The organism is Streptomyces sp. NPDC046261 (genome assembly GCF_040646235.1).
Taxonomy (GTDB): domain Bacteria; phylum Actinomycetota; class Actinomycetes; order Streptomycetales; family Streptomycetaceae; genus Streptomyces.
The window spans coordinates 67,426-89,328 of the sequence record NZ_JBEYZU010000023.1; the positions used below are offsets into that span (position 1 = coordinate 67,426).

Annotated in this window: 21 protein-coding genes; 11 read left to right on the top strand and 10 right to left on the bottom strand. The window is 70.4% G+C overall.

The genetic code is table 11. The features are described 5' to 3' along the window. Positions 1-135 precede the first annotated feature (135 nt). Positions 136-783, bottom strand: a complete 648-nt coding sequence (locus ABZ956_RS27385) for a histidine phosphatase family protein (protein WP_361899150.1) — start codon at positions 781-783, stop codon at positions 136-138. A 41-nt stretch (positions 784-824) separates the two neighbouring features. Further along, positions 825-2,153, bottom strand: coding sequence for a glutamate-1-semialdehyde 2,1-aminomutase (gene hemL, locus ABZ956_RS27390; protein WP_361899058.1), 1,329 nt, complete (start codon positions 2,151-2,153; stop codon positions 825-827). 127 nt (positions 2,154-2,280) lie between these two features. On the opposite strand from hemL, the gene ABZ956_RS27395 reads away from it, so the two are divergent. The 5 genes from ABZ956_RS27395 (at position 2,281) to ABZ956_RS27415 (ending at position 5,440) form a co-directional block, all read left to right on the top strand. After that, positions 2,281-2,847 carry a hypothetical protein gene (locus tag ABZ956_RS27395; protein ID WP_361899061.1) on the top strand — a complete coding sequence of 189 codons (567 nt, stop codon included), beginning with the start codon at positions 2,281-2,283 and terminating at the stop codon, positions 2,845-2,847. Positions 2,848-2,886: 39 nt separating this feature from the next. Continuing rightward, positions 2,887-3,222, top strand: a complete 336-nt coding sequence (locus ABZ956_RS27400; RefSeq protein WP_361899063.1) for a YnfA family protein — start codon at positions 2,887-2,889, stop codon at positions 3,220-3,222. Between the two features lie 58 nt (positions 3,223-3,280). Beyond that, entirely contained in the window at positions 3,281-4,042 is a 762-nt protein-coding gene (locus ABZ956_RS27405; RefSeq protein WP_361899066.1) for an SDR family oxidoreductase, read from the top strand. Between the two features lie 110 nt (positions 4,043-4,152). Beyond that, complete coding sequence (locus ABZ956_RS27410) at positions 4,153-4,533, top strand: VOC family protein (protein WP_361899069.1); 381 nt, start codon at positions 4,153-4,155, stop codon at positions 4,531-4,533. A 103-nt stretch (positions 4,534-4,636) separates the two neighbouring features. Then, positions 4,637-5,440 (top strand): LAGLIDADG family homing endonuclease, encoded by an 804-nt coding sequence (locus ABZ956_RS27415; protein WP_361899072.1) that lies wholly within the window; start codon positions 4,637-4,639, stop codon positions 5,438-5,440. A 6-nt stretch (positions 5,441-5,446) separates the two neighbouring features. Here the strand turns inward: ABZ956_RS27415 and ABZ956_RS27420 are convergent, their stop codons facing one another. Continuing rightward, positions 5,447-6,640, bottom strand: coding sequence for an RtcB family protein (locus ABZ956_RS27420; RefSeq protein WP_361899075.1), 1,194 nt, complete (start codon positions 6,638-6,640; stop codon positions 5,447-5,449). A 162-nt stretch (positions 6,641-6,802) separates the two neighbouring features. Here ABZ956_RS27420 and ABZ956_RS27425 point away from each other — a divergent pair, with 162 nt between their 5' ends. Together ABZ956_RS27425 and ABZ956_RS27430 are read left to right on the top strand one after the other, a co-directional pair. After that, the gene (locus ABZ956_RS27425; RefSeq protein WP_361899078.1) at positions 6,803-7,660 is read left to right on the top strand and encodes a hypothetical protein; all 858 of its coding nucleotides are present in this window, start codon (positions 6,803-6,805) and stop codon (positions 7,658-7,660) included. 156 nt (positions 7,661-7,816) lie between these two features. Next, entirely contained in the window at positions 7,817-8,530 is a 714-nt protein-coding gene (locus ABZ956_RS27430; protein ID WP_361899081.1) for a hypothetical protein, read from the top strand. A gap of 77 nt (positions 8,531-8,607) precedes the next feature. Here ABZ956_RS27430 and lysS read toward each other — a convergent pair whose 3' ends face one another. Continuing rightward, a complete protein-coding gene (lysS, locus tag ABZ956_RS27435; protein ID WP_361899084.1) occupies positions 8,608-10,326 on the bottom strand; it encodes a lysine--tRNA ligase in 1,719 nt (572 codons plus the stop codon). A gap of 157 nt (positions 10,327-10,483) precedes the next feature. Here lysS and argS point away from each other — a divergent pair, with 157 nt between their 5' ends. Then, positions 10,484-12,238, top strand: coding sequence for an arginine--tRNA ligase (argS, locus tag ABZ956_RS27440; RefSeq protein WP_361899087.1), 1,755 nt, complete (start codon positions 10,484-10,486; stop codon positions 12,236-12,238). A gap of 18 nt (positions 12,239-12,256) precedes the next feature. On the opposite strand, the gene ABZ956_RS27445 is transcribed toward argS, so the two are convergent. From ABZ956_RS27445 to ABZ956_RS27470, 6 genes are all read right to left on the bottom strand, one after another. Further along, complete coding sequence (locus ABZ956_RS27445) at positions 12,257-12,697, bottom strand: ATP-binding protein (protein WP_071965504.1); 441 nt, start codon at positions 12,695-12,697, stop codon at positions 12,257-12,259. Positions 12,698-12,965: 268 nt separating this feature from the next. Then, the gene (hemB, locus tag ABZ956_RS27450; protein ID WP_361899090.1) at positions 12,966-13,958 is read right to left on the bottom strand and encodes a porphobilinogen synthase; all 993 of its coding nucleotides are present in this window, start codon (positions 13,956-13,958) and stop codon (positions 12,966-12,968) included. Next, positions 13,955-15,604, bottom strand: a complete 1,650-nt coding sequence (locus ABZ956_RS27455) for a bifunctional uroporphyrinogen-III C-methyltransferase/uroporphyrinogen-III synthase (protein ID WP_361899093.1) — start codon at positions 15,602-15,604, stop codon at positions 13,955-13,957. The genes hemB and ABZ956_RS27455 overlap by 4 nt, the downstream gene beginning before the upstream one ends. After that, a complete protein-coding gene (gene hemC / locus ABZ956_RS27460; protein WP_361899096.1) occupies positions 15,601-16,575 on the bottom strand; it encodes a hydroxymethylbilane synthase in 975 nt (324 codons plus the stop codon). Before hemC ends, ABZ956_RS27455 begins: the two co-directional genes overlap by 4 nt. Next, positions 16,572-18,014, bottom strand: a complete 1,443-nt coding sequence (locus ABZ956_RS27465) for a glutamyl-tRNA reductase (protein WP_361899099.1) — start codon at positions 18,012-18,014, stop codon at positions 16,572-16,574. Before ABZ956_RS27465 ends, hemC begins: the two co-directional genes overlap by 4 nt. Next, positions 18,011-18,811, bottom strand: a complete 801-nt coding sequence (locus ABZ956_RS27470) for a redox-sensing transcriptional repressor Rex (protein WP_361899101.1) — start codon at positions 18,809-18,811, stop codon at positions 18,011-18,013. Before ABZ956_RS27470 ends, ABZ956_RS27465 begins: the two co-directional genes overlap by 4 nt. A gap of 405 nt (positions 18,812-19,216) precedes the next feature. On the opposite strand from ABZ956_RS27470, the gene ABZ956_RS27475 reads away from it, so the two are divergent. The 3 genes from ABZ956_RS27475 to ABZ956_RS27485 all read left to right on the top strand — a co-directional run bounded on the left by ABZ956_RS27475 (position 19,217) and on the right by ABZ956_RS27485 (position 21,847). Continuing rightward, the gene (locus ABZ956_RS27475; RefSeq protein WP_361899104.1) at positions 19,217-19,495 is read left to right on the top strand and encodes a glutaredoxin family protein; all 279 of its coding nucleotides are present in this window, start codon (positions 19,217-19,219) and stop codon (positions 19,493-19,495) included. Between the two features lie 103 nt (positions 19,496-19,598). Next, on the top strand, positions 19,599-20,549 hold the full coding sequence (locus ABZ956_RS27480; RefSeq protein ID WP_361899107.1) for an HAD-IB family hydrolase: 951 nt from the start codon (positions 19,599-19,601) through the stop codon (positions 20,547-20,549). Positions 20,550-21,046: 497 nt separating this feature from the next. After that, positions 21,047-21,847, top strand: coding sequence for an ECF subfamily RNA polymerase sigma factor, BldN family (locus ABZ956_RS27485; RefSeq protein ID WP_361899110.1), 801 nt, complete (start codon positions 21,047-21,049; stop codon positions 21,845-21,847). The last annotated feature ends 56 nt before the right edge of the window (positions 21,848-21,903 follow it).

Consider the following 21,903-nt stretch of genomic DNA (forward strand, 5'->3'; position numbering starts at 1 on the left):
TACCATATGCCGTCCATATAAATGGACATTAGGTACGAGGGCGCGTCGAACTACGACGGTTGCGCTCTTTTCGGAGCCTTCACGACATTTTCGGTTGCAGCCGGCCCCCGCTCATTCGCGCGGGCGTACGACCACCTACGCCCCGAACGCCTTCGCGCCACCCTTGACCGGCTTCGCGCCCGCCAGCAGATGAGCCGGCACCAGATCCCGCGCGGGCTCGCTGTACCCCACCGAAACGATCCTGTCCCCCCGGTAGGTGAACGTCGTCAGGCTCGCCAGCGTGCACTGCCGCTTGCGCGGGTCATGCCACAGCCGCCGCTTCTCCACGAAGCTGCGCACGATCCAGATCGGCAGCTGATGACTCACCAGCACGGCCTCATGACCACGCGCCGCGTCCTTCGCCGCGTCCAGCGCGCCCATCATCCGCACCACCTGCTCGACGTACGGCTCACCCCACGACGGCCGGAACGGATTCGTCAGGTGCTTCCAGTTCGCCGGCTTGCGCAGCGCCCCGTCACCGACCCCGAACGTCTTGCCCTCGAAAACGTTCGCCGCCTCGATCAGCCGCTCATCCGTCGCCAGGTCCAGACCGTGCGTCTTCGCGATCGGCGCCGCCGTCTCCTGCGCCCGCTCCAGCGGCGAGGCGACGACATACGTCACATCCCGCTCCGCCAGATGCTCCGCCACCCGGTCCGCCATCCGCCGGCCCAGATCCGACAGGTGATAACCCGACCGCCGCCCGTACAGGACGCCATCGGGGTTGTGCACCTCACCATGGCGCATCAGATGGACGACAGTGATGTCGTCCTGCTTCTTCTCCGAGCTCACTTGGCCCCCTCCTCCGTCGCCCCGGCCGCCGCCCGCGCCGCGGCCGGCAACGCCGCCGCCACCCGCTCGACCGCCGCCGCGTCATGCGCCGTCGAGACGAACCACGACTCGAACGCCGACGGCGGCAGATACACACCCTGCGCCAGCATCGAATGGAAGAAGGCGTTGAACCGGAACGCCTCCTGCCGCTTGGCCCGGTCATAATCCGTGACCTCGGCCTCGGTGAAGAACACCGAGAACATATTGCTCGCCGTCTGCAGCCGGTGCGCCACACCCTCCTTGGCCAGCGCCGCACTCACCAGGCCACCGATCTCCGCCGCGACCGCGTCCACCTTCGCGTACGCCGCGTCGTCCAGCAGCCGCAGCTGCGCCAGACCCGCCGCCGTGGCCACCGGGTTACCCGAGAGCGTGCCCGCCTGGTACACCGGGCCCGCCGGCGCCAGGTGCGCCATCACATCGGCACGCCCACCGAACGCCGCCGCCGGGAAACCACCGCCCATGACCTTGCCGAAGGTCATCAGGTCCGGCTTCACACCGTCGACGCCGTACCAGCCCGCCTTGCTCGTACGGAAGCCCGTCATCACCTCGTCGGAGATGAACAGCGCGCCGTTCTGCGCACAGGCCGCCTTGAGCCCCGCGTTGAAGCCCGGCAGCGGCGGCACCACGCCCATGTTGCCCGGCGACGCCTCCGTGATCACACACGCGATCTCACCCGGGTGGGCGTGGAAGGCGGCGTGCACGGCCTCCAGGTCGTTGTACGGCAGGACGATCGTGTCCCCGGCCTGCGCGCCCGTGACCCCCGGCGTGTCGGGCAGCCCGAACGTCGCCACACCCGAGCCGGCCGCGGCCAGCAGGGCGTCCACATGCCCGTGGTAGCAACCCGCGAACTTGATCACCTTGGCGCGGCCGGTGAAACCACGGGCCAGCCGGATCGCCGACATCGTCGCCTCGGTACCGGACGAGACCAGGCGCACCTGCTCCACCGGCTCGATCCGCGCGACGATCTCCTCCGCCAGCGCGACCTCGCCCTCGCCGGGCGTACCGAAGGACGTGCCACGCGCGACGGCTTCCTGCACCGCCGCGATCACATCCGGATGGGAATGGCCGAGAATCATCGGCCCCCATGAACACACGAGGTCCACATATTCCCGGCCATCGGCGTCGGTCAGGTACGGACCGGAACCGGAGACCATGAACCGGGGCGTACCGCCCACGGCCCGGAACGCGCGCACCGGAGAGTTCACGCCACCGGGGGTCACGACCGACGCGCGGTCGAATAGCGTCTGCGAGACTGGGGCTTCATATGGGTAGCTCACGCTAGCCATGGTCTCAGAGCCCTCCGGCGAGTCGCGGCCGGGCGTTTCGCACGCTGTCCACGGGGGAGGTCTCTGAGACGATGATCGGGTTGCGCGGCGGGGGCTGTGCTGCCTAAAAATGCGGTCGGGTGGAGATATGCATCGCGGTGGCGGACTGGGCGAGGGCACCGATGACCTGGGGCCCGAGCGAGCCGAGCGGGCCCACAGGGGGCGACACCGGCGCGAGGAACAACGCGAGGAATACAGCGCGAGCAGGAGTGGCCGGGTGGGGGTGACCTACAAATACTTCGGGGCACCGAATGGCGCCACCGCTGCCCGCGTGCCCATTTCCATGCGCCCCGAAGAGCTCGGCGGTGACGAGCTGGGCATGGGCGGCATGTTTACCAAGATCAAACCCGAGACGGTGGCCGCGATGGTCCTCACCGGCATCGAAGGCATACCCCTGCACAAGGTTCCCCCCCTCGAACTGGTCGTTCTCCACCCCGACTACGCCGTCGTCAAGCTCCCCATGACCGTCGTCGACCCACTGCGCGGCATTGGCGAGGAATCGGTGGGCGCGGCCGCCTTCATCTGGTCCACGGTCCCCGACCGCGGCGGCCCGAGCGACGCGTTCTCCGTCTACCGCCTGCTGCACGAATGGCAGGACTTCTCCCATCGCCTGCACGAGGCCGGCCACCAGCCCTACTGCCTGGTCTGGCCGTAGAAATCACCCTATGAACGGCAACGGCCCTAGCCTTTGCCCATGCTGATCGCCCGCTCCACCACCCTCTTCCTCCTCGCCGCACTCCTGGAGATCGGCGGCGCCTGGCTCGTCTGGCAAGGCGTGCGCGACCACCGGGGCTGGGCCTGGATCGGCGCCGGCATCCTCGCCCTGGGCGCCTACGGCTTCGTCGCCACCCTCCAGCCCGACGCCCACTTCGGACGGATCCTCGCCGCCTACGGCGGCGTCTTCGTCGCCGGCTCCCTGGCCTGGGGCATGGTCGCCGACGGCTACCGCCCCGACCGCTACGACGTGGCCGGCGCCCTCATCTGCCTCGCCGGCGTAGCGGTGATCATGTACGCGCCCCGAAGCCGCTGATCCGACGCCCCCGCGGCCTATGCTGCGGCTAGACCACACCAGCCACAGGAGGCCCAGCATGAGCACCCGCACCGCAGTCATCACCGGCGCGAGCAGCGGCATCGGCGCCGCCACCGCACGCCGGCTGGCCTCCGCCGGATACCGCGTCGTGCTCACCGCCCGCCGCGAGGACCGCATCAACGCCCTCGCCGGAGAACTGACCGCCGCCGGCCACACCGCCATCCCCTACGTCCTCGACGTCACCGACCGCCCCGCCGTCGACGCCTTCGCCGCCTTCCTCGACGACCACGGCCCCGTGGAAGTCCTGGTCAACAACGCCGGCGGCGCCATCGGCACCGAAACCGTCGCCACCGCCGACCCCGCCGACTGGCGCACCATGTACGACGTCAACGTCCTCGGCACCCTCCACATGACCCAGGCCCTGCTCCCCCGCCTCGTCGACGCCGAAGGCACCGTGATCGTCCTCTCCTCCACGGCCGGCCTGGCCACCTACGAAGGAGGCGGCGGCTACGTCGCCGCCAAACACGGCGCCCACGTCATCGCCGAAACCCTGCGCCTGGAACTGTGCGGCGAACCCGTCCGCATCATCGAGATCGCCCCCGGCATGGTCCGCACCGAGGAGTTCGCCCTCACCCGCTTCCGCGGCGACAAGGACAAGGCCGCCGCCGTCTACAACGGCGTCGCCCAGCCCCTGACCGCCGACGACGTCGCCGACACCATCGCCTGGGCCGTCACCCGCCCCCCGCACGTCAACATCGACCTGCTCGTCGTCCGCCCGCGCGCCCAGGCCTCCAACTACAAGGTGCACCGCGAAGCCTGAACCGGACCGGGGACCACGGACGCAGGACCAACGACCGATACGCAAACGATCACCGGAACGCTAGTTTCACCGGTACAGCCATCCGCTGCGCAGTGACCGGAGGGAAACCCATGCGCGTCATCGACTTCGACCACCTCGTCCTCAACGTCTCCGACGTCGAGCGCGCCCTCGCCTTCTACACCGGCCCCCTCGGCCTGGAGCCGGTCCGCGTCGACGAATGGCGCGCCGGCAAGGCCCCCTTCCCCTCGGTCCGCGTCTCCCCCGTCACGATCATCGACCTGGTGGCCCGCGAACGCGGCGAATCCAACGTCGACCACATCTGCCTCGTCGTCGAACCCCTGGACTGGCAGGAGGTCATCGCCGCGGGCACCTTCCAGATCGTCGACGGCCCCGGCCCCCGCTACGGCGCCCGCGGCACCGCCGAGTCGGTCTACGTCCTCGACCCGGACGGCAACACCGTCGAGCTCCGCTGGTACCCCCAGGACGCGTGAACCCAACCGGAAGCGGCGCCTACGCGCGTTGCACGCTCGCGAGTTCGAGTGACGGCCGGCCGTTTCGAATAACCGAGCGACGGGGGCGGCCGACGCTCGAGGCATGACCTTCATGGACCTCGAAGATCCGCGGTACGCGTACATGTTCGGCTTCCTGCAGGCCGATGGGCATTTGTCTGCGCAGACGCGCCAAAGGGGGCGGCTGAGCCTCGAACTCAGCTACCGCGACATCGACATCCTCCGGGCCTTCCAGGAGCTGTGCCCTTACAACAGCACGATCAGCGAGCGCACGCGAGCGACGAACTTCTCGGACAGCCACCGATCAGCGATCTGGACCGTGTGCTCTCTGGAAGCCAGAAACCGCCTCGTGGATCTCGGCCTCCCTTACGGAAAGAAGTCCGCCAGCATCGCCCCACCCCGCGTACCGTTCTCCCGCCGGGACTACCTGCGGGGAATCATCGACGCGGACGGCTCCGTGGGCCACACGGCTCAGGGACTTCCCTTCGTCGCCCTCACCACCGCGAGCACCGCGATCGCCACGTACCTGTGTCGCTACACCAAGCTGACGCTGGACATCCCACGACTGCCGGGCCGGAATGCCCGCGACCATGTGTACAACATCATGTACATGCGCGAGAGTGGCGTGACCCTCGCGGATCATCTGTACTACCCCGGAAGCCTGGCGCTGGAGCGTAAGCGTTCGGCCGCAGCCGAGGTAGGCGCCTGGGTTCGGCCGGCGCACATGGGCCCGCCCCGACCACGCCGCAGCTGGACGCAGATGGAGGACCGGATCCTGCTGCAGGCTCCCACTCTCGCCCACGCAGCGGAGCAGCTCGGCAGATCCCAAAGCTCCTGCCAAGTCCGCCGCTGGCGCCTGCGTCACGGCCAGTTGCCGCTGCCCGACTGACCTGGTTCAGCCCTTCACGCAGACAACCTGCTTGAGCTTCGCCACGACCTCGACGAGATCCCGCTGCTGCTCCATGACCTGCTCGATCGGCTTGTAGGCGGCCGGGATCTCGTCGACCACCCCACGGTCCTTACGGCACTCGACGCCCTGCGTCTGATCCGCCAGGTCCCGCTCGGAGAACAGCTTCTTCGCCTTGTTGCGGCTCATACGGCGGCCCGCGCCGTGCGAAGCGGAGTTGAACGACGCCTCGTTGCCCAGGCCACGCACGATGTACGAGCCGGTGCCCATCGAGCCCGGGATGATCCCGTACTCGCCGCCGCCCGCGCGGATCGCACCCTTGCGGGTGACCAGCAGGTCCACGCCCTCGTACCGCTCCTCGGCCACGTAGTTGTGGTGGCAGGAGATCACCTGCTCGAACATGGGCTTGGCCTTCTTGAACTCCTTGCGGATCACGTCCTGGAAGAGCGCCATCATGATCTCGCGGTTGTGCCGCGCGTACTCCTGCGCCCAGAACAGGTCGTGGCGGTAGGCGGCCATCTGCGGGGTGTCGGCGATGAAGACCGCAAGATCACGGTCGACGAGCCCCTGGTTGTGCGAGAGCTTCCGCGCCTCGCCGATGTGGTACTCGGCCAGCTCCTTCCCGATATTGCGGGAGCCGGAGTGCAACATCAGCCAGACAAACCCTTGGCCATCGATGCAAACTTCGCAGAAGTGATTTCCGGACCCGAGCGTTCCCATCTGCTTCAGCGCCCGACTCTGACGGAACTTGACCGCATCCGCCACCCCGTCGAACCGCCCCCAGAAGTCGTCCCACCCGGCCGTCGGCAGCCCGTGCAGGCGGCGCGGGTCCACCGGGTCGTCGTGCATGGCGAAGCCCACCGGGATCGCCTGCTCGATCTTCGACCGCAGCCGCGAGAGATCACCCGGCAGGTCGTTGGCCGTCAGCGAGGTCTTCACCGCCGACATGCCGCAGCCGATGTCGACGCCCACCGCCGCCGGGCACACCGCGCCCCGCATGGCGATCACCGAGCCGACCGTGGCGCCCTTGCCGAAGTGGACGTCCGGCATGACCGCGAGGCCCTGGATCCACGGCAGCGTGGAGACGTTCCGCAGCTGCTGCATGGCTACGGGCTCGACCGTGGCGGGGTCCGCCCACATACGGATCGGTACCCGGGCGCCGGGCACCTCGGTGTAGGACATATCTACCTCATTCCCCCGAAAAACATGGATAACGCAAAAGCCGGAACTATCAGCTCATCCACGACAGCGGGACGGCAGACGCGGCAGCGCGTGCGGTACACATTGTGTCCAGTCGCCACGGGGCGGCCACAAACGGTTTTCGCGCGAAGGGAGCCACGGACAGTGCAGCGAAGGGCGTACGCACCGGCAGCCGCACTGGCCGCGGCGGTGCTCGTGACGGGCCTCGCCGGGTGCGGCGCGGGGGACGGCGACGGCGGCGGGGGGATCGACGCCAAGGCCGGGCAGTCCGGCTCCTCGGCCCCCGCGGGGCAGCCCGGCAAGTACCACAGCCTCCCCGAGCCGTGCGGCTATGTCAGCCCCGGCACCCTGCGCCGCATGCTGCCCGGCGCCGGCGACGGCGACGAGGAGGAGGCCAAGCGGCTCCTGCGCGGGCAGGCGGCCATCACCTACGACACCGACCGCCGCGTCGGCTGCCGCTGGAAGCTGGAGACGCCCAACGGCACCCGGCACCTGTCCGTGGACTTCGAGCGCGTGGTCTCGTACCAGCCGGGCGTCAGCGACGAGGACCGGGCGCAGCAGCTCTACGAGCGTCAGGCGACGGCCGCGCGCATTCCGAGCGCCGCGCCGTCCTCGCCGTCCGCCAAGCCCTCGGCGGCCGCCTCTCCCGGCTCTCCCGGCGCGAGTGCGCGCCCCGATGGTCCGGCGCCGCAGCTCGGCGAGGAGTCGGCGGCGCCCTCGGCCGCGTCCTCGCCGCCGGCGTCCCCGTCCTCGGATCCGCGGCTGGCGCCGCGGGTGCTGGACGATCTGGGCGATGTCGCGTTCGTGAACGACAAGCTGGCGACGACGGGCACGGGGGTGCACCGGGATGTGACGGTGGTCTTCCGGTCCTCGAACGTGCTGGTGACGATCGCGTACGACCAGTGGACGACGGACAAGCGGCAGGTTCCCAGCAGTCAGGATCTGCAGGGCAAGGCCCATGGTCTGGCCCGTGAGCTGGACGCGGGGCACTTCGGTAATTAGCCCGGCGAGTAACGGCCCGCTTCGACCGCGGCCCGGCGCGGGCCGCGTACCGTGCCCGTAGGCACGACCCCAGGCCTGACCCAGGCACGACAAGGCGCGGGCGCGTACGGCAGCCGCCGTGGCCCGCGACACATACTCCGAATGAGCGAAGGACCCATGCACCGACGAACCGCCCCGCGACTCGCCCGAATCCTCGCCTGCGCCGCAGTACCGGTGATGCTCGTCGCCACCGGCTGCTCGGACGACGACTCCGGGTCCAAGAAGGAGACGGCCAAGCCCACGAAGGCGGCGACGCCGACCGCCGCGCCCACGATGAAGGCGGCGACGTTCGGCAAGTTGCCGGAGGTCTGCAAGACGATCACCGAGAAGAGCATCGAGAAGCTGGTGCCGAAGGCGGACAAGAAGGAGGGCAAGGCCCTGCCCGCCGCCGACACCAATGACTCGGCGAGCTGCTTCTGGAGCGGTCTGAACGACGAGGACGTCAAGAATCTGCAGTTCCGGTCGCTGACGGTGTCGCTGAAGCGATTCACCTCGGATCCGACGCTGGGTTCGGGCGAGAAGCGTGCGGAGGCGTTCGCCGAGCAGCAGGCGTCGAAGGCGACGACGCAGGACGGCGCGAAGAACGCCAAGACGGAGAAGGCCGAGGGGATCGGCGAGGGTGCGAGCGTGGTGAGCACCGAGTCGAAGAAGGACGACAACGACTTCAAGAACGAGACCGTGGTGGCCCGGACCGCGAATGTCGTGGTGACGGTGAAGTACAGCGGTGCGGGCTATGAGGGTGCGAAGTCGCCGGATGTGGATGACATGAAGAAGGACGCGCAGGAGGCGGCCAAGGAGGCCGTGAAGGCGGTCGCGGAGGCGAACAAGTAGGGCGCGCGGCCTGGATGGCGAAAGGGCCGCCGCCCGGTGGGGTTCACCGGGCGGCGGCCCTTTCGTGTGCCGGGTGGTTACGCGCCGAGCAGCTTGCGGACGCGGTCGGCGCCGACCGCGAGCAGCAGGGTGGGCAGGCGGGGGCCGGTGTCACGGCTGACCAGCAGCTGGTAGAGGAGGGCGAAGAAGGCGCGCTGGGCGAGCTTGAGCTCCGGGGTGGGCTTGGCGTGGGGCTCGAGTCCGGCCTGGACCTTGGGGACGCCGTAGACGAGGGCGGTGAGGCCGTCGAGGGACCAGTGCTCGTCCAGGCCCTCCAGGAGGAGGCGCAGGGATTCGCGGCCCTGCTCGTCCAGGGAGGCCAGGAGCTCGGTGTCGGGCTCGGAGCGCACGACGGTGCGGGACTCGGCGGGGACCTGGGTGTTGATCCAGTGCTCGGCCTTGTCCAGGCGCGGGCGGGTCTCGTCGAGGGACTTGACCGGGTTGGCCGGGTCGAGGTCGCCGAGGATGCGCAGGGTCTGCTCGTCGTGGCCGGCGGTGATGTCGACGACGGAGGCGAGGGTGCGGTAGGGCAGGGGGCGCGGGGTCGTCGGCAGTTCGCCGGCGGCGGTGCGGACGGCGCGGCTGTGGGCGGCGGCGTCGGCGGGCAGGACGGTGCCGTCGGCGACCTTGGCGCCCAGCTTGTCCCACTCGTCGTAGAGCCGCTGGATCTCCTGGTCGAAGGCGATCTTGAAGGACTGGTTGGGCCTGCGGCGGGCGTAGAGCCAGCGCAGCAGGGGGGCTTCCATGATCTTCAGGGCGTCGCCGGGGGTGGGGACGCCGCCCTTGGAGGAGGACATCTTGGCCATGCCGCTGATGCCGACGAAGGCGTACATGGGGCCGATGGGCTGTTCGCCGCCGAAGATGGGGCCGACGATCTGGCCGCCGACCTGGAAGGAGGAGCCGGGCGAGGAGTGGTCGACGCCGCTGGGCTCGAAGATGACGCCTTCGTAGGCCCAGCGCATGGGCCAGTCGACCTTCCAGACGAGCTTGCCGTGGTCGAACTCGCTGAGCAGGACGGTTTCGCCGTGGCCGCAGGCGCAGGTGTAGGTGAGCTCGGTGCTCTTGTCGTCGTACGCCGTGACGGTGGTGAGGTCCTTGTTGCAGGCGGTGCAGTACGGCTTGTACGGGTAGTAGCCGGCGCCGCCGGCGCTGCCGTCGTCCTCCGCTGCCGCGCCGGAGCCTTCGGCGGCTTCGAGCTCGGCCTCGTCGAGGGGCTTCTGCTGCTGCTTCTTCGCCGGCTTCTGCTTGGTGCGGTACTGGGCGAGGATCGCGTCGATGTCGCCGCGGTGCTTCATGGCGTGCAGGATCTGCTCGCGGTAGGCGCCGGAGGTGTACTGCTCGGTCTGGCTGATGCCGCGGTATTCGATGCCGAGCTCGTCCAGGGCCTGGATCATGGCGGCCTTGAAGTGCTCGGCCCAGCTGCCGTAGGGGCTGCCGGGGGGCGCGGGGACGGCGGTCAGCGGCTTGCCGATGTGCTCCGCCCAGGAGGGGTCGATGCCGGCGGGGACCTTGCGGTACCGGTCGTAGTCGTCCCAGGAGAGGATGTGGACGCACTCGTGGCCGCGGCGGCGGATCTCGTCGGCGACCAGGTGCGGGGTCATGACCTCGCGGAGGTTGCCCAGGTGGATCGGGCCGGAGGGCGACAGGCCGGAGGCGACGACGATCGGTTTGCCCGGGGCGCGGCGCTCCCCTTCGGCGATGACCTCGTCGGCGAAACGGGAGACCCAGTCGGCCTCGGTGCTCTGAGCCTGAGCCACGGCACTTCCTTCCTTACGGTCCTGGCATGACCATTGTCCCAGACGGAAGGGGTGCCTCGGGGGTTGCCCGGGGCGGGGGAATTCCCGGGGGGCCGTGAGGGGCGCATGGGATACTCGGACTGTCGAAAATGCCGCCTACCGGAATGGCAACCACCTCATGGCTTCGGTTCCCTCCCTCGCTTCCACGCTCCACCAGCGCATCGCGGACGCTCTCTCGGCTGCCCTGCCGGAGGCCGGTGCCGCCGATCCGCTGCTGCGACGAAGCGACCGGGCGGATTTCCAGGCCAACGGCATGCTGGCGCTGGCCAAGAAGCTGAAGGGCAACCCGCGTGAGCTGGCCGCGAAGGTCGTCGAGGGGTTGCCGTCGGGTGATCTGATCCAGGATGTCGAGGTGTCGGGCCCCGGCTTCCTGAACATCACGATCACGGACGGGGCGATCGTGCGGACTCTCGCCGCGCGGGCCGGCGACGACCGCCTCGGCGTGCCGTTCGCCGAGCACCCGGGCACGACGGTCATCGACTACGCGCAGCCGAACGTGGCGAAGGAGATGCACGTCGGGCACCTGCGGAATTCGGTGATCGGTGACGCGGTGGTGCGGATCCTGGAGTTCTCGGGCGAGAAGGTGGTGCGTCGTCACCACATCGGCGACTGGGGCACGCAGTTCGGCATGCTGATCCAGTACCTGATCGAGCACCCGCACGAGCTGGACCATGAGGGCGAGGTCTCCGGCGAGGAGGCCATGTCGTCGCTCAACCGTCTGTACAAGGCGTCGCGGACGCTCTTCGACTCCGACGCGGAGTTCAAGGCGCGTGCCCGGCGCCGGGTGGTGGATCTGCAGGCGGGTGACGAGGAGACCCTCGCGCTGTGGCAGCGGTTCGTCGACGAGTCGAAGATCTACTTCTACTCGGTCTTCGACAAGCTGGACGTGGAGATCCGTGACGAGGACATCGTCGGCGAGTCCGGTTACAACGACATGCTGGCGGAGACGTGCCGCCTGCTGGAGGAGTCGGGTGTCGCGGTCCGTTCCAACGGGGCGCTGTGTGTCTTCTTCGATGACGTCAAGGGCCCGGACGGCAAGCCGTCGCCGCTGATCGTCCAGAAGTCCGACGGTGGTTTCGGTTACGCGGCGACGGACCTGTCGGCGATCCGTGACCGGGTGGGGAACCTGAAGGCCGACACGCTGCTGTATGTGGTGGACGCCCGTCAGTCGCTGCACTTCAAGATGGTCTTCGAGACCGCGCGCCGGGCCGGCTGGCTGCCGGAGGGCGTCAAGGCCGTCCAGCTGGGCTTCGGCACGGTGCTGGGCAAGGACGGCAAGCCGTTCAAGACGCGTGAGGGTGAGACGGTCCGCCTGGTCGACCTGCTCGACGAGGCGATCGACCGTGCGACGGCCGTCGTGCGGGAGAAGGCCCAGGACCTGACGGAGGAGCAGATCGCCGAGCGTGGTGCCCAGGTGGGCATCGGCGCGGTGAAGTACGCGGACCTGTCGACGTCCGTCTCCCGCGACTACAAGTTCGACCTGGACCAGATGGTGTCCCTCAACGGCGACACCAGCGTCTATCTCCAGTACGCCTTCGCCCGGATCCAGTCGATCCTGCGCAAGGCGGGCGAGGCCCGGCCGGTCGCGCACCCGGAGCTGGCGCTGGCCCCGGCCGAGCGCGCGCTGGGTATGCACCTGGATCAGTTCGGGGAGAACCTCGCCGAGGTCACGGCTTCCTACGAGCCGCACAAGCTGGCCGGGTACCTCTACCAGCTGGCCTCGCTCTACACGACGTTCTACGCCGAGTGCCCGGTCCTGAAGGCGGAGACGCCGCAGCACGTGGAGAACCGCCTCTTCCTGTGCGACCTGACGGCCCGCACGCTGCGCCAGGGCATGTCGCTCCTGGGGATCCGGACGCCCGAGCAGCTGTAGGGCGAGTGGCGGGCGCCCTCATCCGGTGCCCGCCCCGAGTTCGAACCAGATGAGCTTGCCGACCAGCCCCTGGGGCTGGTCGCGCAGGGCGAAGCCGCCCCAGCTGTCGGCGCACCACTGGACGAGTCCGAGTCCGCGGCCTTGTTCGGCGGCCTCGGTCTCGGCGTCGGGCAGGGTGACGCGGTCGAGGGCGGGCAGGCGGGGGTTGGTGTCCCAGACGGCGACGCGTACCCGGTTTCCCTCGCGTTTGACGCGTACGGAGGCGGGGCCGTCGGAGTAGCGGTAGGCGTTGGTGACCAGCTCCGAGGTGAGCAGCTCGGCGGTGTCGGCGAGTTCCAGGAAGCCGTGCTCCTCGAAGATGGTGCGTAGCGTGCGTCGCGCGATGCACGGCGCCATGGGGTCGGAGGGGACCTGAAGCGTGTACTCCCAGTCGTCCGTCAGTTCCGGTTCATGGCTCATGCACGCCTCCGTAGCGTAAGCGTCCCGATACACACGGTAGTCATGGTCCGAGTGCATACCCCGCCCCTTGGTCGTTTCCACGAGAGTCGACCTGTGTGGGTGACGATCGTGAACTATGCGCCTCGTCTCGCGTGAGCTGCGCAAACGCGAGGGAGTCGCACGAGCGCATACGTCGATGGCGGCGTTCCGGGGCCTTGGGGGCCCGGAACGCCGCCATCGCGCTCTGTCACGGGTGCCGTCGGGACGCCGTGGGGGCGTCAAGCCGGCGCTACAGCTGTTGTGCGACCTCCGTCGCCCAGTAGGTGAGGATCATGTCGGCGCCGGCGCGCTTGATGCCGGTGAGCGCTTCCATGATGGCGCGGTCGCGGTCGATCCAGCCGTTGGCGGCGGCGGCTTCGACCATCGCGTACTCGCCGGAGATCTGGTAGGCGGCGACGGGCACGTCCACCGCGTCCGCGACCTTGGCCAGGACGTCCAGGTACGGCAGGGCGGGCTTGACCATGACCATGTCGGCGCCCTCGGCGAGGTCGAGCGCGAGCTCGCGCATCGATTCGCGGAGGTTGGCCGGGTCCTGCTGGTAGGTCTTGCGGTCGCCCTGCAGCGAGGAGCCGACGGCCTCGCGGAAGGGGCCGTAGAAGGCGGAGGCGTACTTGGCGGTGTAGGCGAGGACGGAGACGTCCTCGTGGCCGGTCTGGTCGAGGGCGTCGCGGATGACGCCGACCTGGCCGTCCATCATGCCGCTGGGGCCCACGACGTGGACGCCGGCGTCGGCCTGCACCTGGGCCATCTCGGCGTAGCGCTCGAGGGTGGCGTCGTTGTCGACGCGGCCTTCGGAGTCGAGGACTCCGCAGTGGCCGTGGTCGGTGTACTCGTCCAGGCACAGGTCGGACATGATGACGAGGTCGTCGCCGACCTCGGCCTTCACGTCGCGGATGGCGACCTGCAGGATGCCGTCGGGGTCGGTGCCGGCGGTGCCGAGGGCGTCCTTCTTGGCCTCCTCGGGCACGCCGAAGAGCATGATGCCGGCGACGCCGGCCTCGCGTGCCTCAAGGGCGGCCTTGCGCAGGGTGTCGCGGGTGTGCTGGACGACGCCCGGCATGGCGGAGATCGGTACCGGCTCGGCCGCGCCTTCCCGCACGAAGGCGGGAAGGATCAGGTCGGCCGGGTGCAGGCGGTGTTCGGCGACCATGCGGCGCATGGCGGGGGTGGTGCGAAGGCGCCGGGGCCGGGACCCCGGGAACGTGCCGTACGTGGTGCTCAACTCCGTGCCCTTCTGCGTGATCCGGGCCGCCGCTCGCTCGGGCGGGTGACCGGGTCGCCGGCCTCCAGGGCCGCGTCGCGCCGGGCCGCGCCGAACTCCGCGAGCGCCTCGGCCAGCTTGTGCACCGAGGGCTCGGGCGACAGCACGTCCACCCGCAGGCCGTGTTCCTCCGCGGTCTTCGCGGTGGCGGGGCCGATGCAGGCGATGACGGTGACATTGTGCGGCTTGCCGGCGATGCCGACCAGGTTCCGCACGGTGGAGGAGGAGGTGAACAGTACGGCGTCGAAGCCGCCGCCCTTGATCGCCTCCCGGGTCTCGGCCGGCGGCGGCGAAGCGCGCACGGTCCGGTAGGCGGTGACGTCGTCGACCTCCCAGCCCAGTTCGATCAGGCCGGCGACGAGGGTCTCGGTGGCGATGTCGGCGCGCGGCAGGAAGACGCGGTCGATGGGGTCGAAGACCGGGTCGTAGGGCGGCCAGTCCTCCAGCAGGCCGGCGGCGGACTGCTCGCCGCTGGGGACGAGGTCGGGCTTGACGCCGAACTCGATCAGCGACTTGGCGGTCTGCTCGCCGACGGCGGCGACCTTGATGCCGGCGAAGGCGCGGGCGTCGAGCCCATACTCCTCGAACTTCTCACGCACCGCCTTGACGGCGTTGACGGAGGTGAAGGCGATCCACTCGTAGCGACCGGTGACCAGACCCTTGACCGCGCGCTCCATCTGCTGGGGGGTGCGCGGGGGTTCGACGGCGATCGTCGGTACCTCGCTGGGCACGGCGCCGTACGAGCGGAGCTGGTCGGAGAGCGAGGCGGACTGCTCCTTGGTGCGCGGCACGAGGACGTTCCAGCCGAAGAGCGGCTTGGACTCGAACCAGGAGAGCCGGTCGCGCCGCGCGGCTGCGCTGCGCTCGCCGACCACGGCTATGACGGGCTGGCCGCCGTCGGCCGAGGGCAGCACCTTGGCGGCCTTGAGGACCTGCTGGAGGGTGCCCAGGGTGGCGGTCCAGGTGCGCTGGCGGGTGGTGGTGCCGGCGATGGTGACGCTGACGGCGGTGTCGGGCTTGCGGCCGGCGGAGACCAGTTCGCCGGCGGTGGCCACGACGGTGTCCAGGGTGGTGGAGACCACCGCGGTCACCTCGCTCGCGCCGACCTCGGACCAGCAGGTGGCGGAGGCGGTGCGGGCGTCGACGAACCGTACGTCGCCGCCCTGGCCGTCGCGCAGCGGCACGCCGGCGTAGGCGGGTACGCCGACGGCCGTGGCGACGCCGGGCACCACCTCGAAGGTGATGCCGCCGTCGGCGCAGGCCAGCATCTCGTCGGCGGCGTTGCCGTCGAGTCCGGGGTCACCGAGAACCGCACGGACGACCCGCTTGCCGCCGCGCGCGGCCGACATGACAAGATTGGCGGTGTCCCTGAGGACCGGGACGCCCGCGGCCTTTGACGACTCGTCAGTAACCGTATGGGCCGGCATGTCCACAGTGCTGCGGGCATGCGTACGCACCACGTCGAGCACCTGCGGATCGGCGATCAGGACGTCCGCGGACGCCAGTGCCTCCACGGCGCGCAGCGTCAGCAGTCCCGGGTCTCCGGGGCCGGCACCGAGGAAGGTGACGTGCCCGTGCGCGGGGTGGTTCGGGGCGGTGGGGTTCAATGTGCTCGCTCCCCCATAAGACCGGCCGCACCCTTGTCGAGCATCTCGGCGGCGAGTTCGCGGCCGAGAGCAAGGGCGTCCTCCTCGGACGCGGGTACGGGACCGGTGGTGGACAGCTGCACCAGCGTCGAGCCGTCGGTCGAACCGACGACGCCGCGCAGGCGCATTTCGGTGACAACCTGCCCGTCGACCAAAAGGTCGGCCAAGGCGCCCACGGGGGCGCTGCAGCCGGCCTCCAGGGCGGCGAGCAGGGACCGCTCGGCGATCACGGCGGCCCGCGTGTGCGGGTCGTCGAGCTCGGCGAGCGTGGCGGCGAGCGGTGCGTTGGTCGCGGCGCACTCGATCGCCAGCGCCCCCTGGCCGGGGGCGGGCAAAATCTGGTCGGGGTCCAGGAAGTCGGTCACTTCCCCGAGCCGGCCGATACGGCTGAGGCCGGCGGCGGCCAGCACCACGGCGTCGAGCTCGCCGCGGCTGACGTAGCCGAGGCGGGTGTCGATGTTGCCGCGGATCGGCACGGTCTCGATCTCCAGGCCGAGCTCGCGCGCCCACGCGTTGAGCTGGGCCATGCGGCGCGGGGAGCCCGTGCCGACGCGGGCGCCCCGCGGCAGCCGCTCGAAGGTCAGCCCGTCGCGGGCCACGAGCACGTCGCGCGGGTCCTCGCGGAGCGGGACCGCGGCGAGGACGAGGTCGTCGGGCTGCGCGGTGGGCAGGTCCTTCAGCGAGTGCACGGCGAAGTCGATCTCGCCCGCGAGCAGCGCGTCGCGCAGCGCGGAGACGAAGACCCCGGTGCCGCCGATCTGCGCGAGCGCCTCGCGGGAGACATCGCCGTACGTGGTGATCTCGACCAGCTCGACCGGTCGCCCGGTCAGCTGCCGGACGGCCTCGGCCACCTGCCCTGACTGGGCCATGGCGAGCCGGCTGCGGCGGGTGCCGAGCCGCAGCGGCCGCTGGTCGGTGGAGGTGTCGTTCATGCCGACTCCCGTGCTGTGGTGTGCCTGTCGGCACGTGTGTCCGCCCGGCTGACGGCGGCGACCGCCTGCGGGTCGAGGTCGAAGAGTTCCCGCAGGGCGTCGGCGTAGCCGGCGCCCCCGGGGGTGGAGGCCAGCTCCTTGACCCGCACGGTCGGCGCGTGCAGGAGCTTGTCGACGACGCGGCGCACGGTCTGGGTGATCTCCGCGCGCTGCTTGTCGTCCAGGTCGGGCAGGCGGCCGTTGAGGCGGGCCATCTCGCCCGCGACGACGTCCGCGGCCATGGTGCGCAGGGCGACCACGGTGGGCGTGATGTGCGCGGCCCGCTGGGCGGCGCCGAAGGCGGCGACCTCGTCGGAGACGATGGAGCGCACCTGGTCGACGTCGGCGGCCATGGGCGCGTCGGCGGAGGCCTCGGCGAGGGTCTCGATGTCGACGAGCCGGACGCCCTCGAGGCGGTGCGCGGCGGCGTCGATGTCGCGGGGCATGGCGAGGTCGAGCAGCGCCAGGCGTACGTCCGTACGGGCCCGGTCGGTGGCCGGGGCGGCGGCGCAGGGGCCCGGGGCGGCGGCGCAGGTCCCGGGCGCCTCCTTGCGTCCGGCGAGCGCGGCCCGGACGGCGTCGACGCTCAGGACCAGGCCCGTGGCGCCGGTGCAGGACACGACGACGTCGGCGCGCGCCAGCTCCTCGCCGACGGCCGCCATCTCCACGGCCGAGGCCGTGAAGCCGGGCGCGCCGGGGGCGCCGGGCTCGGTGAGGATCTGCGCCAGGCGCCGGGCCCGCTCCAGGGTGCGGTTGGCGACGGCGACGTGGGCCACCCCCGCCCGGGCGAGCGTGGCCGCGGCCAGCGAGGACATCGAGCCGGCGCCGATGACCAGGGCGCGCTTGCCGGCGGCCCAGTCGGTGACGGCGCCGGACTCGGCGAGCTGCTCGAGGCCGAAGGTGACCAGCGACTGCCCGGCCTTGTCGATGCCGGTCTCGCTGTGGGCGCGCTTGCCCACCCGCAGGGCCTGCTGGAAGAGGTCGTTCAGCAGGCGTCCGGCGGTGTGCAGCTCCTGGCCGAGCGCGAGCGCGTCCTTGATCTGGCCGAGGATCTGGCCCTCGCCGACGACCATCGAGTCCAGCCCGCAGGCCACCGAGAAGAGGTGGTGGACGGCCCGGTCCTCGTAGTGCACATAGAGATACGGAGTGAGCTCGTCCAAGCTGACGCCCGAGTGGTGGGCGAGCAGCGTGGACAGCTCGGCGACACCGGCGTGGAACTTGTCCACGTCGGCGTAGAGCTCGATGCGGTTGCACGTGGCCAGCACCGCGGCCTCGCTGGCGGGCTCGGCGGCCAGGGTGGCGTGCACGAGCCGGGCCTGCGTCTCGCGCGCGAGGGCGGCCCGCTCCAGCACGCTGACCGGCGCGCTGCGGTGGCTGAGGCCCACGACGAGAAGACTCATGCCGGCATCACGGCGGGAACGTCCCCCTCCGGTCCTTTTCCGCTGCCCGCGCCGGCGGCCGTACGGGCGGGCGCCGCCGGCCGGGACGCGAGGTCCGGGCGGGGCGCGGCCGGGGCCGTGACGGGGCCGCTCTCCTCGCCGGCCTTGCGCTGCTCGTGGAAGGCGAGGATCTGCAGCTCGATGGAGAGGTCGACCTTGCGCACGTCCACGCCGTCGGGCACGGACAGCACGGTGGGCGCGAAGTTGAGGATCGAGGTGACCCCGGCGGCGACGAGGCGGTCGCAGACCTGCTGGGCGGCGCCGGCGGGGGTGGCGATGACGCCGATCGACACGCCGTTGTCGCTGATGATCGACTCGAGCTCGTCGGTGTGGCGCACGGGCAGCCCGGCGACCGGCTTGCCGGCCATGGCGGGGTCGGCGTCGATCAGGGCCGCGACACGGAAGCCGCGCGAGGCGAAGCCGCCGTAGTTGGCCAGGGCGGCGCCGAGGTTTCCGATACCGACGATCACGACCGGCCAGTCCTGGGTCAGGCCGAGTTCCCGCGAGATCTGGTACACGAGGTACTCGACGTCGTAGCCGACACCGCGGGTGCCGTACGAGCCGAGGTAGCTGAAGTCCTTGCGCAGCTTGGCGGAGTTGACGCCCGCCGCGGTCGCGAGCTCCTCGGAGGAGACCGTGGGGACCGAACGCTCGGAGAGCGCGGTCAGCGCACGCAGATACAGCGGTAGCCGGGCGACGGTGGCCTCGGGGATCCCTCGGCTTCGGGTCGCCGGTCGGTGAGTTCGGCCAGTTGCCACGGTGCTCCTGCGGGTAGAGCGGGGCTGCAGGCGGCGCCTTGTCCCAGGACCGCCCCGTCGAACGCAGGCTATGCCTTTGTGAACGCGTGCACAAAGATGGTGTCCGTTTTGCCCCGGCAAAGTGATGGGTGTCACGCGATGATTCGGCCCGGTCCGGGAACCATCGCCCGCACCGGCGCGACCACCACACCAGTCACATGAGCACCACAGCCGTGGGGACGGGGACACGGGCGCTCACTCCTCACCGCTATACCCCCGGACACCAATAAATCGCCCACGATGGTAGTCGACTCAGGCACCCAGTTGGGCCGCACGCACGGCCGCGGCGGCGTACGGGGAGGCGCACTCGGAGGCGTACGCGGAGGTGCATCCGGAGGCGTATCCGGAGGCGGCACAATGGCCCTCATGAGCCCGCTCCTGCGCCGCAGCGCCCGCAAGAACCCCGCCGACAGCGTGGTCACGCTCATCGGCAAGCCCGGCTGCCACCTGTGCGACGACGCCGAGGCCGTCATCGCCGAGGTCTGCGGCGAGCTCGGCGCCCGCTGGGAGAAGAAGGACATCACCGAGGACGAAGAGCTGCACCGCATGTACTGGGAACAGATTCCGGTCGTCCTCGTCGACGGCGCCCAGCACGACTTCTGGCGGGTCGACCCCACGCGGCTGCGCAAGGCCCTCGGCGGCTGACCCCCCGCGCCGACCGGAGGGTAACCGGCCCGACGCGCAGAGTTCACGCCATCGCACCGTCCCGACTTCCGGTTACCCCGAACAAACTGGCTATGCTCGCGGCATGGCCGCACTCGGATGGCTCACCCACCGCAGGCGCTCCGCGACCGCACGCAGCGTGCTGGCCGGCGAGGCGGCGGCGGAGGCAGCCCGCAAGTCCGCTCAGGAGAACGAAGAAGCGCTGGCCACGGCCCCGGCCGGGGTGCTGCACGAACCCGAGCCGGAGTTCCCCGTGGCGGGGGACGAGAAGGCCGCCGCGTTCTTCGACCTCGACAACACCGTCATGCAGGGCGCCGCCATCTTCCACTTCGGACGCGGCCTCTATAAGCGGCAGTTCTTCGGCAAGCGCGAGCTCGCCCGCTTCGCCTGGCAGCAGGCATGGTTCCGGCTGGCCGGCATCGAGGACCCCGAACACATGCAGGAGGCCCGCGACAGCGTCCTGTCGATCGTCAAGGGCCACCGCGTCTCCGAGCTGATGACCATCGGCGAGGAGATCTACGACGAGTACATGGCCGAGCGCATCTGGCCCGGCACCCGCGCCCTGGCCCAGGCACACCTGGACGCGGGCCAGAAGGTGTGGCTGGTGACGGCCGCCCCCGTGGAGACCGCCACGATCATCGCCCGCCGCCTGGGCCTGACGGGCGCGCTCGGCACGGTCGCCGAATCGATCGGCGGCGTCTACACCGGCAAGCTGGTCGGCGAGCTGCTGCACGGCCCGGCCAAGGCGGAGGCCGTACGGGCACTGGCGGTCGCCGAGGGCCTGGACCTCTCGCGCTGCGCCGCCTACAGCGACTCGGCCAACGACATCCCCATGCTCTCCCTCGTCGGCCACCCCTACGCGGTCAACCCCGACACCCGGCTGCGCAAGCACGCGCGCGAGCGCGGCTGGCGGCTGCGCGACTACCGCACGGGCCGCAAGGCCGCCAAGGTCGGCATCCCGGCCGCGGCCGGCCTGGGCGCCCTGGCGGGCGGCGCGGCCGCCGGCATCGCCCTGCACCGCCACCGCCGCCGCTGAGATTCGGCATCGACAGCCACCGGCCGGCTCCGCCCCACGGCGGGACCGGCCGGCGGTCTTTCCGGGCTTCCGGCGTCCGCTACAGCCCGTGCCCGCCCTCTTCGGGGCCGGCTCCCGTCCGTAGTCGCGTCACCGGAACGGGCGACAGCTTCGGCGCGCCTCCTCGCCACGGCCCGTAACCGAACTGACCGCACAGGCAATCCTGTTGTCATACCCCCACATGGCCCCCGACAGTCCTGTGGTGTCCGGATTGCCACAACACGCTGCCCAATCGGCCACACCATCGGCAAATCCGGTCAACTTCCGTTCGTAGTTCGATATTTGATCGGCCATGAATCGTGCTGAGATCGAACGGAAACGATGATTTGAGCAACTCGGTGTAGCGCTGCCTGTACGAAGGGTTATTCTCCTCAGACGCAAGCCGGTACCCGCTTGTCCCTACGACGAGTGAACGGTCTGGCACTGCACGTGATGGAAGCTCTGCCTCTGGGAGTCCCGTGTACCCACACGTCGGGGTTGACGCCTCGGGCCTGGCTACGCTGCGCGCAGCGGTCGTCGACCGTCTGCGCGGCTTCGTCCCCACCGCGTACGCCGTCCCCGCCTTCGCCACGCTCGCCCCTGCCGTAGCGGGGGGCCCTGTCGGACCTTGCTACGCCCTCGCCGAGAGCAGCGCGGCCGTCGGCAGACGCGCCCGCCGAGGGGCCGGCTCCACTACGTCCACCACCACCCGCCGTCCGAGCGCGGACAGCGACAGCGCCCGCATGCTCGACCTGGTCGAGCGCGCCCAGGCCGGCGAGGCCGAGGCATTCGGCCGTCTCTACGACCAGTACGCCGACACCGTCTACCGCTACATCTACTACCGCGTGGGCGGCCGGGCCACGGCGGAGGACCTCACGAGCGAGACGTTCCTGCGCGCCCTGCGCCGGATCGGCACCTTCACCTGGCAGGGCCGCGACTTCGGCGCCTGGCTGGTGACCATCGCCCGCAACCTCGTCGCCGACCACTTCAAGTCGTCAAGGTTCCGGCTCGAAGTGACCACCGGCGAGATGCTCGACGCCAACGAGGTCGAGCGCAGCCCCGAGGACTCGGTCCTCGAATCCCTTTCCAACGCCGCCCTGTTGGAGGCGGTGCGCAAGCTCAACCCCCAGCAGCAGGAGTGCGTCACCCTCCGCTTCCTGCAGGGCCTGTCGGTCGCCGAGACCGCCCGTGTCATGGGGAAGAACGAGGGCGCCATCAAGACGCTTCAATACCGGGCAGTGCGCACTCTTGCGCGACTTCTCCCGGACGACGCACGCTGATCCCCCGCCTGTCCGATGCCTGATTTCACTCACCAGCGGCCACCTCGCCCCGGCCG